This window comes from Prauserella salsuginis (assembly GCF_024648885.1).
GTDB lineage: Bacteria > Actinomycetota > Actinomycetes > Mycobacteriales > Pseudonocardiaceae > Prauserella > Prauserella salsuginis.
Map to the genome: position 1 here is coordinate 546,622 of NZ_JANBBF010000009.1, position 23,200 is coordinate 569,821.

General features: G+C 69.6%; 21 protein-coding genes. 5 read left to right on the forward strand and 16 right to left on the reverse strand.

Annotated features, from left to right (window positions below):
* Window positions 1–10 precede the first annotated feature (10 nt).
* A complete protein-coding gene (locus LY40_RS09280; RefSeq protein WP_183783506.1) occupies window positions 11–919 on the reverse strand; it encodes a LysR family transcriptional regulator in 909 nt (302 codons plus the stop codon).
* Window positions 920–1,061: 142 nt separating this feature from the next.
* Between LY40_RS09280 and LY40_RS09285 the strand changes: the two genes are divergently transcribed.
* Entirely contained in the window at window positions 1,062–2,270 is a 1,209-nt protein-coding gene (locus tag LY40_RS09285; protein WP_183783507.1) for a CaiB/BaiF CoA transferase family protein, read from the forward strand.
* A 20-nt stretch (window positions 2,271–2,290) separates the two neighbouring features.
* Window positions 2,291–3,490 (forward strand): acyl-CoA dehydrogenase family protein, encoded by a 1,200-nt coding sequence (locus LY40_RS09290; protein WP_372497750.1) that lies wholly within the window; start codon window positions 2,291–2,293, stop codon window positions 3,488–3,490.
* 3 nt (window positions 3,491–3,493) lie between these two features.
* On the opposite strand, the gene LY40_RS09295 is transcribed toward LY40_RS09290, so the two are convergent.
* On the reverse strand, window positions 3,494–4,063 hold the full coding sequence (locus LY40_RS09295) for a TetR/AcrR family transcriptional regulator (protein WP_183783509.1): 570 nt from the start codon (window positions 4,061–4,063) through the stop codon (window positions 3,494–3,496).
* A 219-nt stretch (window positions 4,064–4,282) separates the two neighbouring features.
* Between LY40_RS09295 and LY40_RS09300 the strand changes: the two genes are divergently transcribed.
* Window positions 4,283–6,376, forward strand: coding sequence for a BCCT family transporter (locus LY40_RS09300; RefSeq protein WP_258936559.1), 2,094 nt, complete (start codon window positions 4,283–4,285; stop codon window positions 6,374–6,376).
* A 174-nt stretch (window positions 6,377–6,550) separates the two neighbouring features.
* Here LY40_RS09300 and LY40_RS09305 read toward each other — a convergent pair whose 3' ends face one another.
* The 14 genes from LY40_RS09305 to LY40_RS09370 form a co-directional block, all read right to left on the reverse strand.
* A complete protein-coding gene (locus LY40_RS09305; RefSeq protein ID WP_258936757.1) occupies window positions 6,551–7,117 on the reverse strand; it encodes a TIGR03086 family metal-binding protein in 567 nt (188 codons plus the stop codon).
* Window positions 7,118–7,119: 2 nt separating this feature from the next.
* Window positions 7,120–7,608 (reverse strand): SRPBCC family protein, encoded by a 489-nt coding sequence (locus tag LY40_RS09310; RefSeq protein ID WP_183783512.1) that lies wholly within the window; start codon window positions 7,606–7,608, stop codon window positions 7,120–7,122.
* Window positions 7,605–7,967, reverse strand: coding sequence for an ArsR/SmtB family transcription factor (locus LY40_RS09315; protein ID WP_183783514.1), 363 nt, complete (start codon window positions 7,965–7,967; stop codon window positions 7,605–7,607). Before LY40_RS09315 ends, LY40_RS09310 begins: the two co-directional genes overlap by 4 nt.
* A 100-nt stretch (window positions 7,968–8,067) precedes the next feature.
* Window positions 8,068–10,155, reverse strand: a complete 2,088-nt coding sequence (locus LY40_RS09320; protein WP_258936560.1) for an acyltransferase family protein — start codon at window positions 10,153–10,155, stop codon at window positions 8,068–8,070.
* Window positions 10,156–10,479: 324 nt separating this feature from the next.
* Window positions 10,480–11,073: a DUF998 domain-containing protein gene (locus LY40_RS09325; protein ID WP_258936561.1), complete on the reverse strand. Its 594-nt coding sequence runs from the start codon at window positions 11,071–11,073 to the stop codon at window positions 10,480–10,482.
* Between the two features lie 279 nt (window positions 11,074–11,352).
* A complete protein-coding gene (locus LY40_RS09330; RefSeq protein ID WP_183783518.1) occupies window positions 11,353–12,585 on the reverse strand; it encodes a YncE family protein in 1,233 nt (410 codons plus the stop codon).
* Between the two features lie 497 nt (window positions 12,586–13,082).
* Window positions 13,083–13,994, reverse strand: a complete 912-nt coding sequence (locus tag LY40_RS09335) for a bile acid:sodium symporter family protein (protein WP_258936562.1) — start codon at window positions 13,992–13,994, stop codon at window positions 13,083–13,085.
* 178 nt (window positions 13,995–14,172) lie between these two features.
* Window positions 14,173–14,742 (reverse strand): DUF421 domain-containing protein, encoded by a 570-nt coding sequence (locus LY40_RS09340; protein WP_183783520.1) that lies wholly within the window; start codon window positions 14,740–14,742, stop codon window positions 14,173–14,175.
* A gap of 172 nt (window positions 14,743–14,914) precedes the next feature.
* Window positions 14,915–15,901 carry an LLM class flavin-dependent oxidoreductase gene (locus LY40_RS09345; RefSeq protein WP_183783522.1) on the reverse strand — a complete coding sequence of 329 codons (987 nt, stop codon included), beginning with the start codon at window positions 15,899–15,901 and terminating at the stop codon, window positions 14,915–14,917.
* A gap of 405 nt (window positions 15,902–16,306) precedes the next feature.
* The gene (locus tag LY40_RS09350; RefSeq protein WP_258936563.1) at window positions 16,307–16,735 is read right to left on the reverse strand and encodes an SRPBCC family protein; all 429 of its coding nucleotides are present in this window, start codon (window positions 16,733–16,735) and stop codon (window positions 16,307–16,309) included.
* Window positions 16,736–17,584 carry a phosphoenolpyruvate hydrolase family protein gene (locus LY40_RS09355; RefSeq protein ID WP_258936564.1) on the reverse strand — a complete coding sequence of 283 codons (849 nt, stop codon included), beginning with the start codon at window positions 17,582–17,584 and terminating at the stop codon, window positions 16,736–16,738. It lies immediately after the preceding gene.
* Between the two features lies 1 nt (window position 17,585).
* Window positions 17,586–18,821 (reverse strand): Tm-1-like ATP-binding domain-containing protein, encoded by a 1,236-nt coding sequence (locus tag LY40_RS09360; RefSeq protein WP_258936565.1) that lies wholly within the window; start codon window positions 18,819–18,821, stop codon window positions 17,586–17,588.
* Between the two features lie 117 nt (window positions 18,822–18,938).
* Window positions 18,939–19,427, reverse strand: a complete 489-nt coding sequence (locus tag LY40_RS09365; RefSeq protein ID WP_183783529.1) for an NUDIX domain-containing protein — start codon at window positions 19,425–19,427, stop codon at window positions 18,939–18,941.
* A 291-nt stretch (window positions 19,428–19,718) separates the two neighbouring features.
* Window positions 19,719–20,393, reverse strand: coding sequence for a class I SAM-dependent methyltransferase (locus tag LY40_RS09370; RefSeq protein ID WP_258936566.1), 675 nt, complete (start codon window positions 20,391–20,393; stop codon window positions 19,719–19,721).
* Between the two features lie 215 nt (window positions 20,394–20,608).
* On the opposite strand from LY40_RS09370, the gene LY40_RS09375 reads away from it, so the two are divergent.
* Window positions 20,609–21,523: an AurF N-oxygenase family protein gene (locus LY40_RS09375; protein WP_183783533.1), complete on the forward strand. Its 915-nt coding sequence runs from the start codon at window positions 20,609–20,611 to the stop codon at window positions 21,521–21,523.
* A gap of 16 nt (window positions 21,524–21,539) precedes the next feature.
* A complete protein-coding gene (locus tag LY40_RS09380; RefSeq protein WP_258936567.1) occupies window positions 21,540–23,042 on the forward strand; it encodes an FAD-dependent oxidoreductase in 1,503 nt (500 codons plus the stop codon).
* The last annotated feature ends 158 nt before the right edge of the window (window positions 23,043–23,200 follow it).

Consider the following 23,200-nt stretch of genomic DNA (forward strand, 5'->3'; position numbering starts at 1 on the left):
CCGCGACGGGTCACAGGCCGCCGTAGTCCTCGGGCGTGGGCAGCGCACGTTCGGACAGTTCGAGGACCCGGTCGACGGCGGGCGTGGTCTCGGCGCGCCAGATCAGGCGGGCCAGCGCCTCCTCCCTGCCCCCTTCGAGGGGGATGACCGACAGGCCGGTGGTGATGACGTTCCGGAACGCCGTGTCCACGGTCAGCGTCAGCCCCACGCCGGCGGCGACGAGTGCCATGAGCGTCCACGTGTCGGGCCCCTGCTGGGCGATGCGTGGTGTGAACCCCGCCTGCTCGGCCTTGCGGATCGCGGTGTCGCGGAGGGACGAGCCGGTCGCGGCCTCGAGGAAGACCCACGGCTCTTCGGCGAGTTCGTCCATGCCGACCGAGTCGCGTCCCGCGAGCGGGTGCGACTCGGGAACGACGATCACGTAGTGGTCGACGCGGACCACCCGGGAGCGCATTCCCGATGGTGTGGCGTCCCAGCGCACGATCGCCATGTCGAGGGTGCCGTCGGTGAGCTGGCCGATGGCGTCGGAGCCGTAGGTCGTGCTGCTCAGCGCCAGTTCGATGCCCGGCTGGTCCTGGCGGACGCGCTGGGCGAGCGCGCTGATCAGCGGGTGCGACGACGGGCCGGCGAAGCCGATGGACACCTTGCCGACCGCTCCTTCGCCCGCGTGCGCGACCGCCCGCTCGGCGGCGTCGAAGGCGCCCACGATGCCGTAGGCCGCCGGCACGAGCGCCTCGCCCTGCGGGGTCAGGCTGACGCGGCGGGTGGTGCGGTCGAACAGCGCCGCGCCGAGGTGGCGTTCGAGCTGCTGGATCGTGCGGCTCAGCGGTGGCTGGGCGACGTGCAGTCGTGCGGCGGCCCTGCCGAAGTGCAGTTCCTCGGCGACGGCGAGGAAGGCCTTGACGTGGTGGAGGTCCATCCGGCGTCTCCCGGCTCGGGCGTACCGGCGGTCACGGGCGACCGTCGGCCTGCGTGGGCACAGGCGATTGATGCGTGCGCATGATGGATACCATACCGATTACGCCATTGCCGGGTATTGGTCGTGTTGGCAGGATCGAGGCATGGTCGACACCGACGCCGACTCGCCGCCGGCGCTGCCGCTCGAGGGAATCCGTGTGGTCGCGCTGGAGCAGGCCGTCGCGGCGCCGCTGGCCACGCGGCATCTCGCCGACCTGGGTGCCGAGGTGATCAAGGTCGAGCGGGTCGGCGAGGGCGACTTCGCCAGGGCCTACGACGACACGGTCGGCGGCGTCGCCTCTCACTTCGTGTGGCTGGGCCGCGGGAAGAAGTCACTCGCACTCGACGTCAAATCCGAGCGGGGCGGCAGGCTGCTGGCGGACCTGCTGGACACCGCCGACGTCTTCGTGCAGAACCTGGCGCCCGGTGCCGCCGCCCGCCTCGGCCTCGAGGCAGCCGTGCTGCGCAGCCGGAATCCGCGGCTGGTGACCGTCGACCTGAGCGGCTACGGCGACGGCGGGCCGCAGGCGGGCCGCAAGGCCTACGACATGCTCGTGCAGGCGGAGAGCGGGCTGGTGTCGATCACCGGGACGCCCGAACAGGCCACCAAGACCGGCATCCCCACGTCAGACATCGCCGCCGGGATGTACGTCCTGACGGGGGTGCTCGGCGCGCTGTTGCGGCGCGAGCGCACGGGTGAGGGCGCGAGCGTGGACGTGTCGATGTTCGACGCCACCGCCGAATGGCTGGGACACCCCATGTACGTGGCGATGTACGCCGGCCGGCAGCTGCCCAGGCTCGGGCTGAGCCACGCCGCGATCGCGCCGTACGACGCCTATCCGACCCGGGACGGCCAGGTGCTGATCGGCGTGCAGAACGACCGCGGATGGGACGCGCTGTGCCGCGAGGTGCTGTCCGACGACGAGCTCGCGGCCGACCCGCGGTTCGCGACGAACGTGCTGCGCGTTCAGCATCGCGGGGCGTGCGACGCGGAGGTCGGCGTACGCACCGCGAGGTTCGACACGGCGACCCTCGAAGCGCGCCTCGTCGAGGCCGGCGTGGCCGCCGCTCAGGTCAACGACATGGCGGGTCTCATCGCCCACCCGCAACTGTCCGAACGCGACCGCTGGCGCGAGGTGCATACCGAGAACGGCCCCGTGCGGGCGCTGTTGCCGCCGATGACGTTCCGCGACGTCGAACTCGTCATGGGGGACGTGCCCGCGCTCGGCGCGCACACCGACGAGACGCTCACCGCCCTCGGCGTGCCAGCCGGGGAACTCGAGAACCTGCGCGCCGACGGCGTGATCCAGTGACCGACAGGAAGGCGACCGCCATGACCACGACGCCCGATCCGATGTCGAAGCCCGGTCTCGAACAGGTCGGCGACGAGGACTTCGCCGCGATCCTCGCCGCCACCCGCGATTTCGTGCGCAGCCGGGTGGTGCCGCGGGAGAACGAGATCATGGAGGCCGACGCGATCCCCGACGACCTGCACGCGCAGGTCGCGGACATGGGGCTGTTCGGCTACGCGATCCCGCAGGAATGGGGCGGGCTCGGGCTGAACCTGACGCAGGACGTCGAGTTGGCGATGGAGTTGGGCTACACGTCGTTGGCGCTGCGATCGCTGTTCGGCACCAACAACGGCATCGCGGGCCAGGTGCTGGTGAACTACGGCACGGACACGCAGAAGGCCGCGTGGCTGGAGCGGATCGCCTCGGGAGAGGTGGTCGCCTCGTTCGCGCTGACCGAGCCGGGTGCCGGATCGAGCCCTGCGGGCCTGCGCACGAAGGCCGAGGCGGACGGTGACGACTGGGTGATCAGTGGCGGCAAACGGTTCATCACCAACGCGCCGATCGCGGACCTGTTCGTCACGTTCGCACGCACGCGTGAGGCGGAGGGCAAGGATCCGGGCATCGCCGTGTTCCTGGTCCCGGCAGACGCGCCGGGTGTCCACGTGGGACCGAAGGACCGCAAGATGGGACAGGAGGGTGCCTGGACGGCCGATGTCACGTTCGACGGCGTGCGTGTGCCCGCCGACGCATTGGTCGGTGGTTCCGAGGAGGTCGGGTACAGGGCGGCGATGATGTCGCTGGCCCGCGGCCGGGTGCACATCGCCGCGCTCGCGGTCGGTGCGGCGCGGCGCGCGCTGGACGAGTCCGTGGCCTACGCGGCGGGCGCCACCCAGGCCGGCACGCCGATCGGCGATTTCCAGCTGGTGCAGGCGATGCTGGCCGACATGCAGACCGGGGTGATGTCCGGCGAGGCGCTGGTGCGGGACGCGGCGCGGAAATACCACACCGGCGAGGACCGCAGGATCGCCCCGTCGGTGGCGAAGCTGCACTGCACGGAGATGGTCGGCAGGGTCGCGGATCTCGCCGTCCAGGTGCACGGCGGCACCGGGTACATGCGCGAGGTGCCGGTCGAGCGGATCTACCGTGAGGTCCGGCTGCTGCGCCTGTACGAGGGAACCAGCGAGATCCAGCGGTTGATCATCGGCGGTGGGCTGGTCAAGGAGGCACAGCGGGGCCGGTGAGATTCACCCTCGCAGCAATCCCTCGGCGATCTCGCGGCCCTCGGCGAGCAGGCCGGCGCCGTAGATGCGGTGGTGGGCGAACGCGCCCTCCAGGAGCAGGAACAGGTGGTCGGCGAGGCGCTCCGGTTCCGTCGTGTCCGGCAGGTCCTCGGCGATCAGTTCGGCCAGTCGCTTCCACACCAGGTGTTTGTGCCTGCGGATGACCGCGTAGGCGGGGTGTTCCTCGGTGAGCTCGGCCGCCGCGTTGAGGTAGGCGCAGCCGCGGGTGATGGTCTTGGCGTCCTCGGCGTAGACGTCGAAGAACGCCAGCGCGCGCGGCTTCTCCGTGGCGGCGATGGCGGCCTCGAGGACGGGCCACCACGTGTCGTGCCGATTCCGGAGGTAGGCGGCGACCAGGCCGTCCTTGTTGCCGAAGTTCTTGTAGAGGATCGGCTTTGTGACCTTCGACTCGGCCGCGATGGTGTCGACGCCGACCGGATGGATGCCCTGTTCGTAGAACAACGCCGATGCGACCTCGAGAATCCTGCGTGCGCCCGGCGTGAGGCGATCGAGGTCGATGCGCTGGTCGTCCACGCCCGCTCCTTGACTTTACAAATCTGTATACATAGCCTGACCGCCGCCTGGTTACCGATCTGTATACCGGGTTTTCGGGAATTGTGACACCCCGACCGGAAGGGCAGCCGACGCTGCCCGCTCATGCCCCGTGTTCGCGGGCCGGGCCCTCCGGTGCAGGGTGTGAGCGGGCCGGCGCCAAAGCGGGCCTTCGAGACATGGTCGAACAGGAGAGTATTCGTGGCTTCGCAGGAAGAGGTGAGACCGGAGGCGTCGCAGGCGCCGCCGAAGGCGCGCTTGTCGAAACCGGTGTTCGTGCCGGCCGTCATCGTGATCGTCGCCGCGCTGGGCTTCGCCACGTGGTACGGCGCGCGCTACGGCGACGGCGCGGCCGACGCGTTCACTGAGCTGCGCAACGTCATCGGCACCAACATCGGCTGGTGGTACATCATCGTCGTCACCGCGATGCTGTTGTTCTGCCTGTGGGCCGCGTTGTCCAAAGTGGGCAACATTCGGCTCGGCAGGGACGATGAGCGGCCGGAGTTCTCGCTGTACTCCTGGTTCGCGATGCTGTTCTCCGCCGGCATGGGCATCGGCCTGGTCTTCTCCGGTGTCTCGGAGCCGCTGAACCACATGTTCAGCCCGCCCGAGGTGGCAGGCGTCGAGGCAGGTTCCGAGGAGGCGGGGCGCGCCGCGATCGGACAGTCGATGTTCCACTGGGGACTGCACGCCTGGGGCATCTACGCGATCGTCGGGCTCGGCCTCGCCTACATGACGTTCCGCCGTGGTCGTCCACTGTCGATCCGCTGGCTGCTGGAGCCGATCTTCGGCCGCAGGCTCATCGAATCGTGGGTCGGGCACGTGATCGACGTCGTCGCCATCGTCGGCACCGTCTTCGGCGTGGCCACCTCGCTCGGTATGGGTGTGCTGCAGATCCAGGCCGGGCTGTCGTACCAGGGCTGGTTCGAGCCCTCGGACACGCTGCTGGTGGTCCTGGTGCTCGGTATCACGGCTCTCGGCACCATCTCGGTCGTCACGGGACTCCACAAGGGGTTGCGGTGGCTCTCGAACGCCAACATGGCGCTCGCCACGGTGCTGGCCGTCGTGGTGCTGCTGGTCGGGCCGACGGTGTTCCTGCTGCGTTCGCTGGTGCAGAACTTCGGCGAGTACCTGCAGACCATTCCGCAGCTGGCGTTCGTCACCGGGGCCGGCGCGGGTGACACGTGGACGCTGGACTGGACCCTGTTCAACCAGGCGTGGTTCCTCGCGTGGGCGCCGTTCGTCGGCATGTTCATCGCGCGTATCTCGCGCGGCCGCACGATTCGTGAGTTCATCCTCGGTGCGCTGCTGGCTCCGACCCTGGTGTCGCTGGTCTGGTTCACGATCTTCGGCAGCACGGGCGTGCTGAGCCAGCTCACCGACGGCAACCTGGTCGGCGGCGACGGCGCGGTCGACCAGGACACCGCGTTGTTCCTGCTGTTCGGCGAGCTTCCCGTCACCGAGGGCATCGTCACCGTACTGTCGGTCATCGCGATCGTGGTGATCACGCTGTTCTTCGTCACCAGCGCCGACTCGTGTTCGCTGGTGGTCGACGTGCTGTCCCACAACGGGCGGAGCGAGACCCCGTGGGTCACGCGCGTGTTCTGGGCGGTCCTCGTCGGCGTGGCCGGTGCACTGCTGCTCATGGCGGGTGGTGAGGCGGCGCTGACGGTGCTGCAGGTCAGTTCCCTGGCCGGTGCGGCTCCGCTGTCGATCGTCTACGTGCTCGCGATGGTCGCGATGTGGCGGATGTTCCGCCTCGAGGTCGCCACCATGCCCCGCTACGTCCGCATCCGGTCCCAAGCCACCCCATCGGCACTGGTCGAGGCGGCTCGCGAGAACTCCGACACCGACCGTGAGATGGAGCGGAGCCTGCGCGAGTTGCTGCGGTCGAGCAACGGCCACGGCAACGGGAACGGCAACGGGAGCAGCCGCGGTGCGCTGAAGCGGGTGTCGGCCACCCTGGGCGGGCTCGACATGCGGCCCTCGGCCTCGCCCGCACGGAGGCTGACACCCGACAACACGATCCTCGCGGTCCACGAGGTGCCCGCGCACGCCACGACCGTCGACCCGGAAACCGGTGCGATCGGGCTCGACGACGACGGCGTGCACACCGACCCGACCGCGGGAGAGGTGTTCGACACGCCGGAGTTCACCGACTCCGCCGTGGGAGCCGAGCATCACTCACAGGAACTGCTGGAACGCTACGTCGACGGCCAGGGCGGCGACCGGACCGACAGTCAGGGTGGCGAGCGGGCCGACGGCCAGGACGGCGATCGGGTCCCCTCGCACTGACCCCGTTCCGGGCGCCGGCCACCGGCCGGCGCCCGGAACGGCCGTCGAAGGCCGTCGAGGCCGTGGCCGTCACCTTGCAGACTCCGCCACCGTTGCGGACTCCGGCTCCCGGCGGCCCGAGAGATACCGGTGTCGCGGGGCCGGGGCCGGGCGACTCGGCGGGCCGGCCCGGCGTCAGGGACGCCAGGTCGGGTCACGGCCGAGGAACCCCATCAGCCGGTCCTGCGCGGGCGCGTCGTCGGGTACGGGGACGGCCGAGCCGAACTGTCCGCTGTCGCGCAGGAGCCCTTCGATGGCCCGCATGCCTTCCAGCGCCGAGGCGCACCGCTCCTGGCCGAGGTCGGGCTCGTGGCCGAGCGCCTTGGCCAGATCCCAGGAGTGCATCCAGACGTCCGCGGTGTAGAACTGGTCGATCGCCTCGGCGACGGGTTTGTCACCGGTGTGCGGATTGCTGAGCACCCGTCCGGCGGGCGCGTCGAGGATCGCCTGGATGTCGGTGACCTGCTGCTTCCAGGCGGCGGCCGGGTCCGCCGCCACGTCCAGGTCCGGCAACGTGATTCCGGCACCGGTGAGGAAGCCGCGTGGCCACCGGACGAGATGCTCGACGACGTCGAGTGCCTTCCACTCAGCGACCGGTGTCGGCCGTGCCCAGTCGCCGGGTCCGGCCGACTCGACCAGTGCCGTGAACCGTGCTGCGTCCTCGGCGTGCCGCCGGGCCGGGCCGTCGAGTTCGGCAACCATCGTCACGCGTCCTTCGTCAGCAGCTCGTCGAGCTTCTCGTAGCCCTCGCGGACCCCGACGTCCATGCCGCTCGCCAGGATGCCGTCGCGGGATTCGAAGTCCTCGACCAGGCTCAGTACCCGCAGGCGGGTACGTCCGCCGTCGAGTCGTTCGAACGTCAGGGTCTCGAGTGCGACGCCGTCGGGCACACCCTCGTAGGTGAACGTCCACACGATCCGCTCGTCGGCCCTGACCTCGTGGAAGCTGCCGTAGAAGGTCGCGATCTCCTCGCCGTCGCGGTCGTTGGCGAACGCCCACTCGCCGCCCGTGCGGGCGTCCCACCGGGTGATCCGTGTGCTCACCGAGCGCGGCCCCACCCACCGGGCGTACAGCTCGGGGTCGACGTGGGCGCGGAACACGTGCTCCGGTTCGGCGTCGAACTCGCGGACGATCTCGATCGTCGGGACCCGGTCGTCGGCCTTGATCTCGGTCTCGTGCGTGGTGGTGGTCATGATGCCTCCGTCTCGGTGTGCTGCTCGCGGTCGCCGCTCGTCTCGGCCAGGAGTGCGTCGAGCCGGCGGTATCGCTCTTCGGCTTGCCTGCGGTAGCGCTCGATCCATTTCGACATCAGGTCGAACACGTCCGCGTCCAGGTGGACCGGGCGGCGCTGAGCCTCCCTGCTGCGGGTTACCAGTCCGGCCTCTCCCAGCACCTTCACGTGCTTGGAGACCGCTTGGAGGCTCATGTCGTAGTGCTCGGCGAGCTCACCCACGGTCGCGTCGTCGCAGGCCAGCCTGGCGACCAGGTCGCGGCGGGTGGGGTCGGCCAGCGCGGCGAAAGCGCGGTTGAGCTGTTCCGTACGTTCGTCCACCGTTCTGTCCTCAACTTGTTGGTTGAATAAACGCTACGACCGCGCGCGCAGTGATGTCAACCCGTCGGTTGAATAACGAGGTCGGTGACGGTCGGGCGGGTCAGACCAGGGCGTTCAGCGATGAGAGCTGCTCGTCGAGCCAGGGTGCGAGCGTGCGCGCGTAGGTCGCGGTCAGGTGGGTCGTCACGCCGTAGACCACGACGTCACCGATGACCGCCGGACACGTGCCGTCGCGGCAGAACGCCGGTGTCGCGTCGAGCAGCCGGGCACCCTCGACCCGGTCCGCGGCGTGGTCGGCGACCTGCGGGTAGGCGAAGGCGGTGTCCTGCGAAATGGCGCACTCGTCCAGCTGCTGTGGCGCGCGGGAGACGCAGCTGGGCACGTCCTTGTCCGGATGCGGGTTGTCCTTGATCGTCACGACCCGTGCGCCGGTGCTGCGCAGCTCGGTCAGCGTCTCGGTGTACCCATCGCGAAGCGCCTCGGCACTGTCTGCCGGATCGAGCCGCCGCTGGTCGTCCATCACCGTGTACGTGTCGCGGCCGCCGGTGAGGACCAGATCGGGCTGCTCCTTCTCCTTGATGCGGCGCAGCATGTCCGCGCGCCACGTGTCGCATTCGGTGTAGTACCGCCGCAATGCGTCGTTGAACAGGTTGACCTGCGGGGGTGGGCAGCCGGACTTGGTCAGCGACACCAGTCGCCAGCCCCTGTCCTTCGCGAGGCGTTCGAGGGCGGGGAAGTACTGCATCGCATGTGAGTCGCCGAACAACACGACGGTGCGGTCGGACTCCGGATCCCCGTAGACACACGCGGGTGAGGTGGTCTCCGGTTGGTCGGCGTGGCAGCCGTCGTCGTAGTTGCGGGGCCAGTCCTGCGGTGCCTGGCGCGGTTCGGGGCGCACCGCGTCGACGGAGCGTTGGACGGCCTCGCCGTGGCCGAGCGCGGGTGCGCCGGCGGCCTCGTTCGGAGCCTTGGTCGGAAGCGACGGGATGGTGAGCGACAGCACCAGCCCGGCGGTCACGGCGATCGCCGTGCATGCCGCACCGAGTGTCAGCGCCGGTCGCGGCCGCTGGAACGCCGCCGGCCGCCGAAAGGGCTGCTCGACGAGGTGGTAGGTCGCGACGGCGGGCACGTAGGCGGCCGCGACGGCCACCAGGCCCTCCGTCGCCGACAACTCGCCGAAGACGGCCGCGGCGAACACCAACGCCGGCCAGTGCCACAGGTACCACGAGTACGAGATCCGCCCGACGTGCCGCATGACCGGCACCGCGAGGAGCTGCAGTGGCCGGACCGACGGCACCGCGGTGCCCGCAGCGATGACGGCCGCCGTGCCCAGGACCGGCAGCAGCGCCCACGGTGTGGGGAACAGCGTCGTCTCGTCGAACGACACCACCGACCAGCCGATCGCAGCGAGACCTGCCAATGCCAGCAGCGTCGCGGCCCTCGGCGTGAGCCGGGTGATCGGGACGAGGGCGACCGCGCCGCCGACGGCGAACTCCCAGCCGCGGCCGAACGTGTCGAAGTAGGCGGTGTCGGCGGCGGTGAGCGTGCCGAACAACGAGTACACCAGCGACACCGCGCCCGTGCCGAGGACCACCGCGAGCAGTGCCCGCCGCGGAGCACCGGTACCGGTGACCCGCTTCACCAGCCACGCGGCACCGAGCAGTAGCAGCGGCCACACGAGGTAGAACTGTTCCTCGACGGCCAGCGACCAGAAGTGCTGCACGGGGCTGGCCTGCAGTCCGGCCGCGAAGTAGTCGACCGCCTGGCCCGACAGCCACCAGTTGATCGCATACAGGGCGGAGGCGACGAGGTCGGTAGCCACCGAGTCGCGGTCGACGGGCGAGAGCAGCACCCAGGACAGCAGCGCCACGGCCGCGAGCACGACGGCGACGGCGGGCAGCAGTCGCCGCGCACGGCGCGCGTAGAACCGGCCTATCGACAGTGTTCCGGTGCGTTCGATCTCGTCGAGGATCAGCCGGGTCATGAGGAACCCGGACAGCACGAAGAACACGTCCACGCCGACGTAGCCGCCGGTGAGCGGCAGACCGGCGTGGTAGAGCAGTACGGCGAGGATCGCGACCGCGCGCAGGCCTTCGATGTCGGGCCGGAACCGGCGCGCCGCGCCGGTTTCCGGTGCGGGTGAATTCGGGCCGCTGGTGCTCGCTGCGGCGTCCGGGGCGGTTGTCACCGTCGGGCGCGGGTGCGACGGTGCATCCCCGTGGTTCGACGGCGAATGTCCGTGGCGTGACGGCGAAGGCTCCGGCGGCGGCAGCGAACGCACAGTGGTGCAACCTCTCGATCGACGTGCTGGCCCGCGTCGGGTCGCGGGCGAGGAGAGGCGAGGCGACGTCGGTGTCGTCGCGGAAGGGAACGTGCTCGGCCGCGCGGGTGCGGGACACCGCAAAGTTGCCGCCCTTCGTTGCGGGTGTCAATGGTGTCGACCACGTTTCCCCTTGACTAACAAGGGTTTTACGCGAGATCTCACGCGCGGTTCACGGCGGTGAGATTCCGATCAGGCGGGAACGTGCAGTACGAACAGCGCGGCGAGCCAGCTCCAGCCGGGAACGATGACGCCGCGCTGGACGAGTCCGAGGTGTGCGGACTCCTCCTCCCAACATCGGGCGAAGCGGACAGACGTGGCGAACAGGGCGACGGCGGCGACGCCCGAGCCGATCCGCCACCCGGTTCCGGGGAGCGTCAGCGCGGCGATCACCATGGCGGTCGGCAGGGACAGGAAGACGACCGCGCCCGCGATGTCGTGGAGCCGGTGACGGTGACTGCTCTCGTCGGGGACCCCGTCGGGCGCGCCGGGCGGATAACCGAGCATCGGGTCCATCGGGAAAACGCCGGATGCCACGAGAGCCGCACCGAAGACCGCCAGCACCGCGGCGAGCGCGGGGTGCGCACCGGCGATCAGCAGGCCGGTCGCTCCGACGGCGACGGCGCAGCCGCACTGGAGGAAGTTGACCGTCTGCACCGCGCCGCGGCTGCCCAGTGCGAGTGCGCTGACGGGATGCCGCACGGGCGAGTAACCGGGGCGGCTCCAGCCGTCGACGATGAAGGCCATGACGAACAGCACCGTCCCGACCGCTCCGACCCACAACACCGCGCCCGTCCTCCCACCGGCGATTCCATTGTGGAACCAGTGCACCCCGGAGCGCTCCGGTGCCGCCAGTGCCGAAGGTCATGCCTCCGGTGACGTCCGTTGTTCCGGTGGGCCGCGGCGCTCGCTACATGCTCCCGGGTGGATGCCGCAGGGCCTCCGGGGGTGGGCCGGCTCCCCTGAGATCCTGCGATCCCGGTTTCGTCGACTCAGATCGCTGCGCCCGCGTTGCCCGCCGATCGGCCGACACCGCAGTTCGAGCCTCGGCTCACCGGCCGGGGTTCAGTTCGCCCAGGTTCGGGGGACGTGGCCGATCCGGATCCGCTGCGGGTGGTCGCCGACCGGTACGGAGGCGACCTTCTCCCCGGTGGTGAAGTCGATCGCGCTCATCCTGTCGTTGGCGCTCTCGGAGATCACGCAGTGGCTGCCGTCGCCGTTGACGGTGGCCCAGTACGGCTTCCCTGCCGTGATGAGCGGACCTTCCTGCAGGGTTTCCCGGTCCACGATGGTGGCGTAGTCGTCCATGGTCCCCGCGACGCACAGCTCGTCACCGGACGGACTCATCGATATCCCGTGGTGCCGGGAGTCGTTGACCCACTTCGTGCGGTCCTCGGTGGTGTCCGGGTTCTTCGGCAGCGTCTTGACGCGGGTGATCCGGTCCTCGGCCACGTCGTACTCGAGGAACCCGTTGAAGAACGAGACCTGGAAGTACAGTTTCGACTCGTCGGGGCTGAACACGGCGGGGCGTACCGCGTCCGAGAACTTCTCCAGCCCCGCAGCGTCGAGCCGCTCGCGCATGTCGATCACCCGGATCACGTCGAAGGTCCTGGTGTCGACCACCGTGATCCTGCGGTCGCCTTTGGTGAAGTCCATCGCCGGGTCGTCCAGCGGGGTGTGGACTTCCCCGATCGACATGTTCCACAGGTATCGGCCGCCGTCGGTGTAGACGTTCTCGTGCGGCTTGTCACCGGTTCCGAAGGAGCCCACCTCGTCGCCGGTCCGGATGTCCAGGACGTGCACGGTGTTGCTCGTCGACGCCGACACCGCGACGCGTTCGCCATCCGGGGAGACCGCCATGTGGTCCGCGCGGTTGCCCGACACCGGAAACCGCCAGTTGACCTCGCCGCTGCGTGAGTCCACCGAGACGACGTCGGCGAAGCTCGGACGTGAGGCCACCACCGCCGACCCGTCGGGAGTCGAGTACATGTCGTCGACGAGCTGGTCGTTGCCCTCGCCGACGGTCTCCCGGATCCCGAGGAAGTAGGCCAGCCGCACGGGATCGGTGTAGATCTCGCGGAGCCGCTCCCGCTTGTCCGGGACCATGTCGATCCGGCCGAGCTTGGCGTAGGGCTCGGTGGGCTCGATGACGTCGACTGTTCCTTCCCAGTTGTTCCCGACGAACAGGACCTCACGCAGTCCTGCGGCGGAGGTGTCGTCGGCTACCGCGACGGAGGTCGTGAGGAGTGCACTCACGGCGCTCAGCACGGTGACCGTCCGGGCGAGGTGGCGTCGCATGGGGCTCCTTCCGGGAGTGTTCTAGGACACCGGCGACAGTGGACACGGAGCGCCAGAAGTAGAACATGTTTCCGGTTTGACGACAAGGCAACGCTTCCCGACCTGTGCTGCGACTCCGTGTCTAGCTCGGTGCCGTGGCGCCGTCCCGCGACGCCCGCGCCATGAGACGCGGTGCCGTGACGCCGTGCCCCGTGACGCTGTGACATGAGACGCGGTGCCCCGTGACGCTGTGCCCCGTGACGCGGTGACATGCGACGCGGTGCCATGAGAAGCGGTTCTATGAGACGCAGCGCCACGAGACGCAGTGCCGCGGTTCCGTGTCGGGGAGTGGTGTTCCTGCGCTGTGCCATCGCACCCCGGCGAGTACGCATCGGAGCTGATCGTGGCCGGTCGCACGTCATCGTCGAACGAACGAGCCTGCCGGTTCGTCACTATCCGATGTGGATAGCGATCATCGGAGTTCGTCGCGTGCGGTGGGCTCCCTGCCCGGTCCAGTGTCAGGTGGGCTCGTCGGCCCGGTTCTCGAGTCCTCGTGCGTGTCGGCGTCCGTACCAGATGACGGCGGCCGCCGAGGCGTACATGAGCAGGCCGTACACTCCGGGCGGAACCGCCATCTCGGGCTGTCCGATGACGGTGACGGCGATCAGGATGCCGATCGTGGCGTTCTTGATACCGAGTTCGACGGCCCCGGCGACCCGGTCGGCCCACGAGGTCCGTGCCAACGCCATCACTCCGAAACCGACCGCCAGTCCGCCCAGGTTGAGCAGGATCACCGGGAGGCCGGCGCTGCGCAGGTACTCCCAGAACTCATCGCCCAGCGATACCGAGATCACCACGATCAGCGCGGCGAGGACGAGCCCGCCGAACACCGACACGGCTCGCTCCAGGGCATCGGCGATCGCGGGCCTGAGGGCCCGAACCGCCATCCCGATCAGGACCGGAACCAGGACGAGCACGAGTAGCAGCGCGATGGTTCGCAGCACGGGCACGTGGATCTCGCCGACACCGGCTACCGGCCAGATGCCGAGCGCCAGGTTGGCGAAGATGGGAAGGGTCACGATCGTGATGAGGCTGGCGATCACCGTCAGCACGATCGACAGCGCGACGTTCGCCCTGGCCAAGTACGCGATGAGATTCGACGTCGTCCCGCCAGGGCACGCCGCGATGATCACCAGGCCGGCCGCGACGAGCGGCGGCAACGCCAGCAGCCATGCCAGCGCCAGGCCGAGCAAGGGCATCAGGACCACCTGGCCCAGAGTCCCGGCGATGGCGCCCCGGGGAGTGCGGAGCAGCTGGTTGAAGTCCCCGCCGCTGAGGCTGAGTCCGATCCCGATCATGATGACGAACAGGGCGATCGGAAGCCCTGTGTCGAGCAGCGGGTTGTCGAGCAGTGGGTGATTCTCGTTCACGGTCACCTCCCGGCTGCCAGCGATCATCCCAGCTTCACCGCGAGTGCGCGCGCCGTTGCGCGGCCGGAGGTGATGCCGAAGCCGAGAAACGTGTGTCCGAGCGAGCTGTCGATGTGCAAGCCGCCCCTGCGGTCTCGGGCACCCGCTGTGCTCGTTTCCGTAGCCGGCAGGGCGTGGTTCACAACGGTTTCCCCGGTGGCGTCCGGTCGCCGATGAGCCATTCGTAACCGCGGACGCTGGTGAACAGGTCCGGATCGAGGGGTTCTCCGCCGGGGTCGTCCGTGAGTACCGAGACCTCACCGGTGCTTTCGAGCACGACGGCGCGAACGCGGTCCATCCGGGTCACGCCCGCGAGGCGAATCTTGGCGCGCACGTCGTCGCGGGTCATCTGGCCCTGGACGAGGTTCTCCTCGATGACGGTGGTGCCGACCATCAGCAGCAGCGGCCGGTTGTCGATGACGTCCTGGACCCCGTCCCACTTGCGCACGCGCGCGATGAGCCACTGCAGCGCGAACAGCACGCCGAGAGCGGCGGCTCCCTGCAGGAGTGACACCTCCGTGCTCACGGCGGTCGTCGCCGTGATGGACCCGAGTGCCACCGTCGCGGCGACGTCGAAGTTCGTCATCTGTGCGAACGACCGCAAGCCGGCCAGCCGTGAGTACACGATGAGTGCCAGGTAGATCGCGGTGGTGCTGAGTGCGACGAGTGCGAGCGTTCCCCACGGAGAGCCGAGCTGCGCTACGAACATGGAGGCAGGATAGGCCGCCCGACGGGTCGGGGCAGCTTCGTCGACGGGGTGCGCGCTCGCCGCGCAGGTGTCACCTCGCTTCCGGCGGCTGCCCGGCGCCGGACGGCTGTCGTCGTGGTCGACGCAGGGGCGAGACGCCGTTCTGAACTACCGCACGAAGGTCCGGCCGGCGTCAGCTCCCGATTCCGGTGGCCTTGGCGGTGAGTTCGGCCGAGTGGAGCCGGTTGTCCAGTCGCGACGACGGGTGGGTGACGATCAGCTCGTCCGCGTCGGCGTGCTTGCCGAACCAGTCGAGGTAGTCGGCGACCTCGTCGGCCGTTCCCACCGCGGTGTAACGGACCATGTTCTTGATCGACGTCCCCTGCGGGGAGTCGAGCAGGGTGTCGGCCTCGGCATCGGTGAAGGTGCGTCCCCTGCCGGCGAGCAGCCGCAGCCGTGCGCGTTTGACGAACTGGAAGTCCTGCTGCGCCTCGTCCGCGGTGTCGGCGGCGATGACGTTGGCACCCGCGATCACATGCGGCTCGTCGAGCTGTTCGGACGGCTGGAACTCGCTCCGGTAGGCCGCGACGGCGTCCTGCAGCGCGTCCGGTGCGAAGTGCGAGGCGAACGAGTACGGGAGTCCCAGCGCCGCGGCCAGCCTCGCCCCGAACAGTGACGAGCCGAGGACGTAGAGCGGGACGCCGGTGCCTTTGCCCGGTGTCGCGTTGACGCCGGAGACGAGGGAGCGCTCACCCAGGTAGCCCTGCAGCTCCTGCACGTCGCGCGGGAAGCTTTCCGCCGAGCTCGGGTCGCGGCGCAGCGCGCGCAGGGTGTTCTGGTCCGTACCGGGGGCCCGCCCCAGGCCGAGGTCGATGCGGCCGGGGTGCAGTGTCTCCAGCGTCCCGAACTGCTCGGCGATCGTCAGCGGGGAGTGGTTGGGCAGCATGACGCCGCCGGAACCGAGGCGGATCGACTCGGTCTGCGCGGCCACGTGCGCGATGAGCACGCTGGTGGCCGACGATGCGATCGTCGGCATGTTGTGGTGCTCGGCATACCAGATCCGCCGGTAACCGAGCTTCTCGGCGTGCTGTGCCAGGGCGACGCTGTTGCGGAGGCCGTCGCCCACGGACTCTCCGCTGCCGATCGTGGCGAGATCGAGGATGGACAGCGGCAGAGTCATGGTCGTGCGCCTTTCGTCGGTGGTCCACGGGGAGACGGAGTGTCTCGTCAGGAACAACCACGGCGGTGGATCCGATATTTCGACGTCGGGCGCAGCTCACAGTTGTGACCCAGGTGATCTTCTCCCTCGATCGGACAACCCAGGTACCACGCTTCCACCACAACGGCTCCATACGGCGACCGCGTAGCAACGCGACTCACTCAAACGGGGGGCGGGCACAGTTCACACCGGCGACAGGAAGTACCGAGGACTGTCCGTTAACCAATCGCCGCAGATGCCCCCCGGCGCGAAGTACGAGGTCGCCGGCGACGCATCGGGCGTTGACGACGTCGGTGTCGCCGCCGCCGCGTACCGGTGCGCGCGAAATTCGTGCACCGGTACGCAGGGTGCCTGTGGGGCCGGTGTTCAGCCGCCTGCGAGGCCGGCGATACCTGCCGCGAAGACGCCTTGGCTGAACGTCTTGTTGAGGGTGGGCTCGTCGGCGGCATCGGCGTCGTACTCGGTCCACCATTCGACGAACGTGTCGCCGGTGGCGGTGACCGGGGCGAGGCGGATGGTGCTGATGTAGCGGCGGATGGGGAACGGGCCGTCGAGAATGTTGTAGGTGTAGCTGCGGCCGGGGTCGTCGAGGCACAGCAGCTGTTCCCGCACGACGCCGCCGTCGGCGAGGGTCAGCTTGCGCACGGCACCGACCTCGGTGGCGCTGTGGCCGGGTTCGATCTCGCTGCTGGCGATGCCGGGGTGGAAGGCGGGCAGGCCGTTGAAGTCGCGGACGCGCCGCCACACCTCGTCGACGTCGCCTGGCACGATTCCGCTCGCGTAGGGCCGTGGCATCTACTTCTCCTCCGTGGTCGGCGTGTGCAGTGCCTTGAACTCGCGGGTGCGCGCGGTGAGCGCCTCTTCGACGGGCAGCCGTTCCATGCTGCTGGCGCCGTAGAACCCGTGGCAGCGTTCGGTCCGCGACAGGACGTAGGCCGCGTCTTCGGGAGCGGCGATGGGGCCGCCGTGGCACAGCACGAGTACGTCCTCGCGGATTTCCCGGGCTGCGGCCGACCACTCGTCGATCGCGGTGACGCAGTCGTCGCGGGTCTTCGCGGTGACCGCGCCGATCGATCCGCTGGTGGTCAGTCCCATGTGGCAGACGAGGATGTCGGCGCCGGCCTCTGTCATCGCCCGCGCGTCGTCGGAGGAGAACACATACGGCGTCGTCAGCAGGTCGGCGCGACGGGCGGCGGCGACCAGGTCCACTTCGTGGGCGTATCCCATGCCGGTCTCTTCGAGGTTGGCGCGGAACGTGCCGTCGATGAGGCCGACGGTGGGGAAGTTCTGCACGCCGGAGAAACCGAGGTCGCTCAGGCGGCGCAGGAACCGATCGGTGTCGAGGAACGGGTCGGTGGCGTTGACCCCGGCGAGCACGGGGGTGTGGCGGACGACGGGCAGCACCTCGTCGGCCATGTCGACGACGATGTCGTTGGCGTTGCCGTAGGCGAGCAGGCCGGCGAGCGAACCGCGGCCTGCCATGCGGAAGCGGCCGGAGTTGTAGATGACGATGAGGTCGATCCCGCCCGCCTCTTCGCACTTGGCGGACAGGCCCGTTCCCGCGCCGCCTCCGACGATGGGCTCGCCGCGTGCGGCCATCGCCGTGAACTTCGCGAGCAGTTCCTGCCTGTCGATCCGGGGCACGCTAACTCCTTGCTGCGTCGGTGAATGCGGCCACGAGCTCCTCGGCGAACTCCGGGTCGTTCAGGTGCCGTGGCGAGCGGATCAGTTGCCGGTTGCCGGTCTGGTGGACCTCGCGTTCGAGGGTCTCGAACAGCACGGCGTCCACCTCCGGGTCGTGGAACGCCTGGCCGGGTGCGTCCAATGCGGACACGCCGCCCTCGGGCAGCAGGAAGCGGACGGGGCCGTCGCAGGCGTTGAGTTTGCGCGCCAGGAACTCGCCGATCGCGCGGACCTCCTCCGCGGTGGTGCGCATCAGTGTGATCTGCGGATTGTGCGGGTAGAACAGGCGGCCGGCGTAACGGTCGGGCACGGTGTCGGGCGCGCCGAAGTTGACCATGTCGAGGGCGCCGCACGAGCCGACGTAGGGGATTCCGGTGCGGGCGATCGCGTCGAGCCGGTGCTCGCCGGCGGCGAGGATGCCTCCCGCGACGAGGTCGCAGATCTCGGTGGTGGAGATGTCGAGCACGCCTGCGAGGTGACCGTCGCCGGCCAGTTTCTCCATCGCGGCGCCGCCGGTGCCGGTGGCGTGGAAGACGAGGCAGTCGTAGGTGTCGCCGAGCCGGTGGGCGACGGCGTCGACGCACGGGGTGGTGACGCCGAACATGGTGAGGCCGACGGCCGGACGGGTGTCGCCCGCGGGGATGGGGTGCGCACAGGCGCCGGCCAGAGCGTGGGCGGCGTTGCCGAGCACCTGCCGGGAGATGCGGTTGAGCCCGGCGACGTCGGTGACCGAATGCAGCATGGCGATGTCGCTCGCACCGACGTACGCGCCGACGTCGCCCGCGGCCATGGTCGAGACCATGATCTTCGGGACGCCGACGGGCAGTGCCTGCAGGGCGGGCGTGATCAGCGCCGTGCCGCCGGAGCCGCCAAGCCCCACGATGCCGTCGAGGTCGCGCTGGGCGGGCAGGAACCGGGCGAACGCCTCGGTCATGGCGGCGACGGCGCTGCCGCGGTCGCCGGTGAACACCGCGTCGGCCCCGTCGGGGTGCCAGGCGGCGACCTCGCGCGCGGGAACGTCGGCGTCGGAAGGGCCGGTGCTGCCGCTCCCGGTGCTGCTGCCGGTGTCGCTGTGCTGCCCGCCGGTGGCCAGGTCGACGGTGCGCACGGGCACGCCGGCCTCGCGGATCAGCCCGGCGACGTAGCGCAACTCGTCGCCCTTGGTGTCGAACGTGCCGACAACGTACGCACTGCCCACGGACGCCTCCTTTGGCGCATGGTCGTTTTCCGTGCGGTGGTACCGGTGATCACCGTCCATCTGACCACGACCGCCGGTTCGATGCCAGGGGGCAGGCTGAGGGGCCGGGCTGTGGGGTCAGGCCGCGGTGCGGTGGCCGTCCTGGCACAACGCGAGGGTGCCGGTGTCGGCGGCGTGGGCCGCGGAGTCGAGGCGGGCGGCCAGTGAGGGCGGCACCTTCGCCGAGGCTTGTTCCGGCGTGTGGAGCGAGGCAGAGACGATCTCCGGGTCGGTGAGTGTGAGGGTGTCGACCTCGGTCTCGGTGATCGGCCCGCCGTCCCAGACGAACATGAGGCCCTCGGGCATGCGGCCGGACGCGGAGAGGTTGTCGATCACCAGGAGTCGCCCGAGGCGCCGGTCGAGGCCGACCTCCTCGCGCACCTCACGGGCGGCCGCCTCCCACGGAGGTTCGCCCGCCTCCACCACGCCACCGGGGATGTCCCAGAACCGCTTGTAACTCGGCTCGACGAGCAGCACCCTGCCGGTGGCGTCGCGGAACAGTACTCCTGCGGCCATGCGCCGCCGGGGCAGCGAACGCACGTACTCGTCGAACGGCAGCAGCTCCACACCCCGCAGGCTACGCGCGTGCGGTGTGGGCTGTTGTCGGCTGTTCGGAGTGGGCGTCGATGACGACGCGGGCCGGTGTGGTGTGTCCGTCCAGCTCGGACGCTCGGGCGTGGGAGTGCGTTGCGTGACACGCTCCTTGTCGACGCGACACTGATCTCCTTCAAGCGCGTCAGAGACGACCATCGCGCGCCTGTGTAGCAACGGAGCGTGGTGCGCCGTTCTCGTCGACAGGGTTGCGCGCTGGTCGCCGACGAGCGCGCCGCTGTGCCGGTTGGGAGGCCGTGTCCGTGCCTACTTGGTCGCCGTCACGCGTTCGATGATCCCGCCGCGGGTGCGACCGCGGTACAGGACGGTGAAGCCCGCCGCGCACAGGAGCGGAACGACCTGCCGGGTCTGCCGGTCAGCGGGTCGCCGCGCACCGACGACGGCAGGGAACCGTTCCAGGAGACGTTGCAACCCCCGCAGCGGCCGGTGGGGGCTCGCGACATGTCCGAGCAGCACGACGTGTCCGCCCGGGCGCAGGACCCGATGCATCTCCGCGACAGCGACCCGGTCGTCGGGAATGCTGCTCAGCCCCAGAGTGCACACCACGGTGTCGAACGCGGCGTCGCGGAACGGCAGCGCTTGAGCGTCCCCTTCGACCAGCTGAACGTCACGGCCGAGTTCGCCGGCGCGCGCACGGGCCCGCGCGAGCATGGCCGGACTGAGCTCGACCCCGGACAGCCGCGAGTCCCGCGGGTAGAAGGGCAGGTTGCGGCCCGTGCCGATCGCGACTTCCAGCACCTCGGCGCGAGCCTGTGAGCAGGCCCAGGCGCGGCCGTCTCCGAGCATCACCTGTTCGTAGATGCTCGTCTCCTGGTCGTACCGTGCGGCGTAGGCGTCGTAGTCCTGCCGCATGCGAGCGGTGGAACCCCGTGCGCTACCCGGAGGCCGCCGGTCGGCGTCGTCGCGGTGTCGGTCGGCCATGGTCCCTCGAGACGTCGATCCCGTCCCGGCGGTGCGGACGGGCAGGTCCGGTGCCCGAACAGCATGCCGGATCCGCACGATCTTGGCCGTCCGAAACCCTCAATTCGCCTTCTGAGCTGGGAAAACGTACCAGGCTGGCCCTGGCCCGGAGGTCGTGTTACCTTGAGTAACAGTAAATCTCGGTAACAGGCATTCTCGTCGTCAGGGAGCTTCCTATGACCAGCGTCGACAACCGCAGTGACGCGGACGCGCAGCACGGCCACGACTCGGTCGCGCAGCGGCTGCTGGACTCGTCGGAAATGTTGTCGTACGACCCCGCGACCGAAGTCGACTGGGAAACCCCGCTCGACACCTCGTACTGGGGGACGAGCCCCGAGTGGAGCACGCTCTACGGCACGCCCTACTGGGACGAGATGACCGAGGACCAGCGGCGCGAGCTGACGCGGCAGGAAGCCGCGTCGGTGGCCAGCACCGGCATCTGGTTCGAGATGATCCTGCAGCAGATGGTGCTGCGCGACTTCTACGCCAAGGACCCGACCTCGCCCGAGTTCCAGTGGGCCCTGACGGAGATCGCCGACGAGTGCCGCCACTCGATCATGTTCGCCCGCGGTGCGGAGAAGCTGAACGCGCCCGCCTACCGCCCGAAGTGGTACGCGGTGCACGGCGGCCGGGTCTACGCGGCCACCGCGCGCGGTGAGGCCGCCTACGCGGCGATCCTCGTGGCCGAAGAGGTCCTCGACGTGATGCAGCGCGACTGGATGCGCGACGAGCGCGTCGTGCCCTTCGTGCGCACCATCAATAACATCCACGTGGTCGAGGAATCGCGGCACATGAAGTTCGCCCGCGAGGAGACCAAGGAGCGGATGAAGAGCGCGGGCAAGCTGCGCCGCCACATCAACGCCGTCAACATCGCGATCGTCGCCTACTTCATCGTCGACGCCATGTGGAACCCGAAGGTGTACGCCAACGCCGGACTCGACCCGAAGCGTGCTCTCCGGGAGGCCAAGAACAACGAGAACCACAAGGCGATGCTGCGTTCCAGCTGCTCGGGCCTGATGGAGTTCCTCAACTCGGCGGGACTGCTGACCCCGGCGTCGAAGCGCATCTACAAGCGCGCCAACCTGCTCTGAACCCGGCTCGGTAACCATGGCCTACGCGATCACGCAGACCTGCTGCAACGACGCCTCGTGCGTCGCGGTGTGCCCGGTCAACTGCATCCACCCGACGCCGGACGAACCGGACTTCGGCACCACCGACATGCTCTACATCGACCCGCGCAGCTGTATCGACTGCGGCGCGTGCGCCGATGCGTGCCCGGTGGACGCCATCTTCCCGGTGGACATGCTGAGCGAGTCCCTCAAGCCGTACGCCGACGTGAACGCACGGTTCTACGACGGCAAGCCGGTTTCGGCCGACGTGCTCGGGTCCTCGCCGGTATTCCACAACTGGGGCGCGCCCACCTTCGACCGGACGATCTCCAGTGACTTCCCCGCGCTGGACGTCGCCGTCGTCGGAAGCGGGCCCGCGGGGATGTACGCCGTCGAGGATCTGCTGCTGCACACGAGCGCACGGGTCACGCTGATCGACCGGCTCGACGTCGCGGGTGGGCTGATCCGCTTCGGTGTCGCGCCGGACCATCCGTCGACCAAGCGGATCGACGAGACGTTCGCGCGCTACCGCGAGCATCCGCGGCTGACACTGCGGCTCGGGGTCGAGGTCGGCAAGGACGTCACGGTCGACGAACTGGCCGCCCGGCACGATGCCGTCATCTACGCCGTGGGCGCGTCGTCGGCACGGTCGCTGGGCATCGAAGGGGAGCAGCTGCCCGGCAGCGTGGCCGCGACCGACGTCGTGTCCTGGTACAACGGCCACCCGGACGCGAGTGACGATGTGGTCGACCTGTCGTCGCAGCGGGCCGTGCTGATCGGCAACGGCAACGTGGCGCTCGACGTCGCGCGCATCCTGTCCAGCGATCCGGGCACGTTGGCGAGCACGTCGATCTCGCAGAGTGCGTTGGCACGGCTTCGGTCGAGTTCGGTGCAGGAGGTCGTGCTGCTGGCACGTCGCGGGCCGGAACACGCCGCCTACACCGAGCCGGAACTGCTGGCGCTGACCCGGCATCCGGACTTCGACGTCGTCGTCGACAACCACGACGACCGCGTGGCGAAGGCGATCGACGCCGCTGAGCCCGGGGAGAAGGCACAGCTGCTGCGGAGCCTCGTCCAGGAACACATCGACTGGTCGGCGCCGCCCGTGGGGGGTCGGCGCCGGATCGTGCTGCGGTTCCACTCCTCGCCGCTGGAAGTGCTGGGCGGCGACCGGGTGACCGGACTGCGCACGAGCGGATCTGAGTCCGATGTGGACATCGCTGCCGGCTCGGTGGTGCGGGCCGTCGGGTATCGCGGCGTCGGGGTGCCGGGCCTGCCGTACGACGAGGCGGCGGGCACGATCCCGAACACGGCCGGCCGGGTGCAGGGCCGGGACGGCACGTACGTCGTGGGGTGGATCAAACGCGGCCCGTCCGGCGGAATCGGTGCGAACAAGACCTGTGCGCAGGAGACCGTCGCCGCCCTGCTGGACGACGTCCGCAACAACCGGGTGCAACCGCGGCAGCCGCGGAAACTCGCGGGGCTGCTCCGCCGGTCCTGACTCGCGCTGCCGACCGCACCGTCGCACGACCAACCGCACCGCCGCACGACCGCGGCGGTGCGGTTATCGTATCGGCGTCGCCGCACGCTCCCCGTGCAGGAACCTGACCGAACGGACGGGGCGGTCTCCTCTCCCACGGGTGCGTTCTGCCTCCGCCG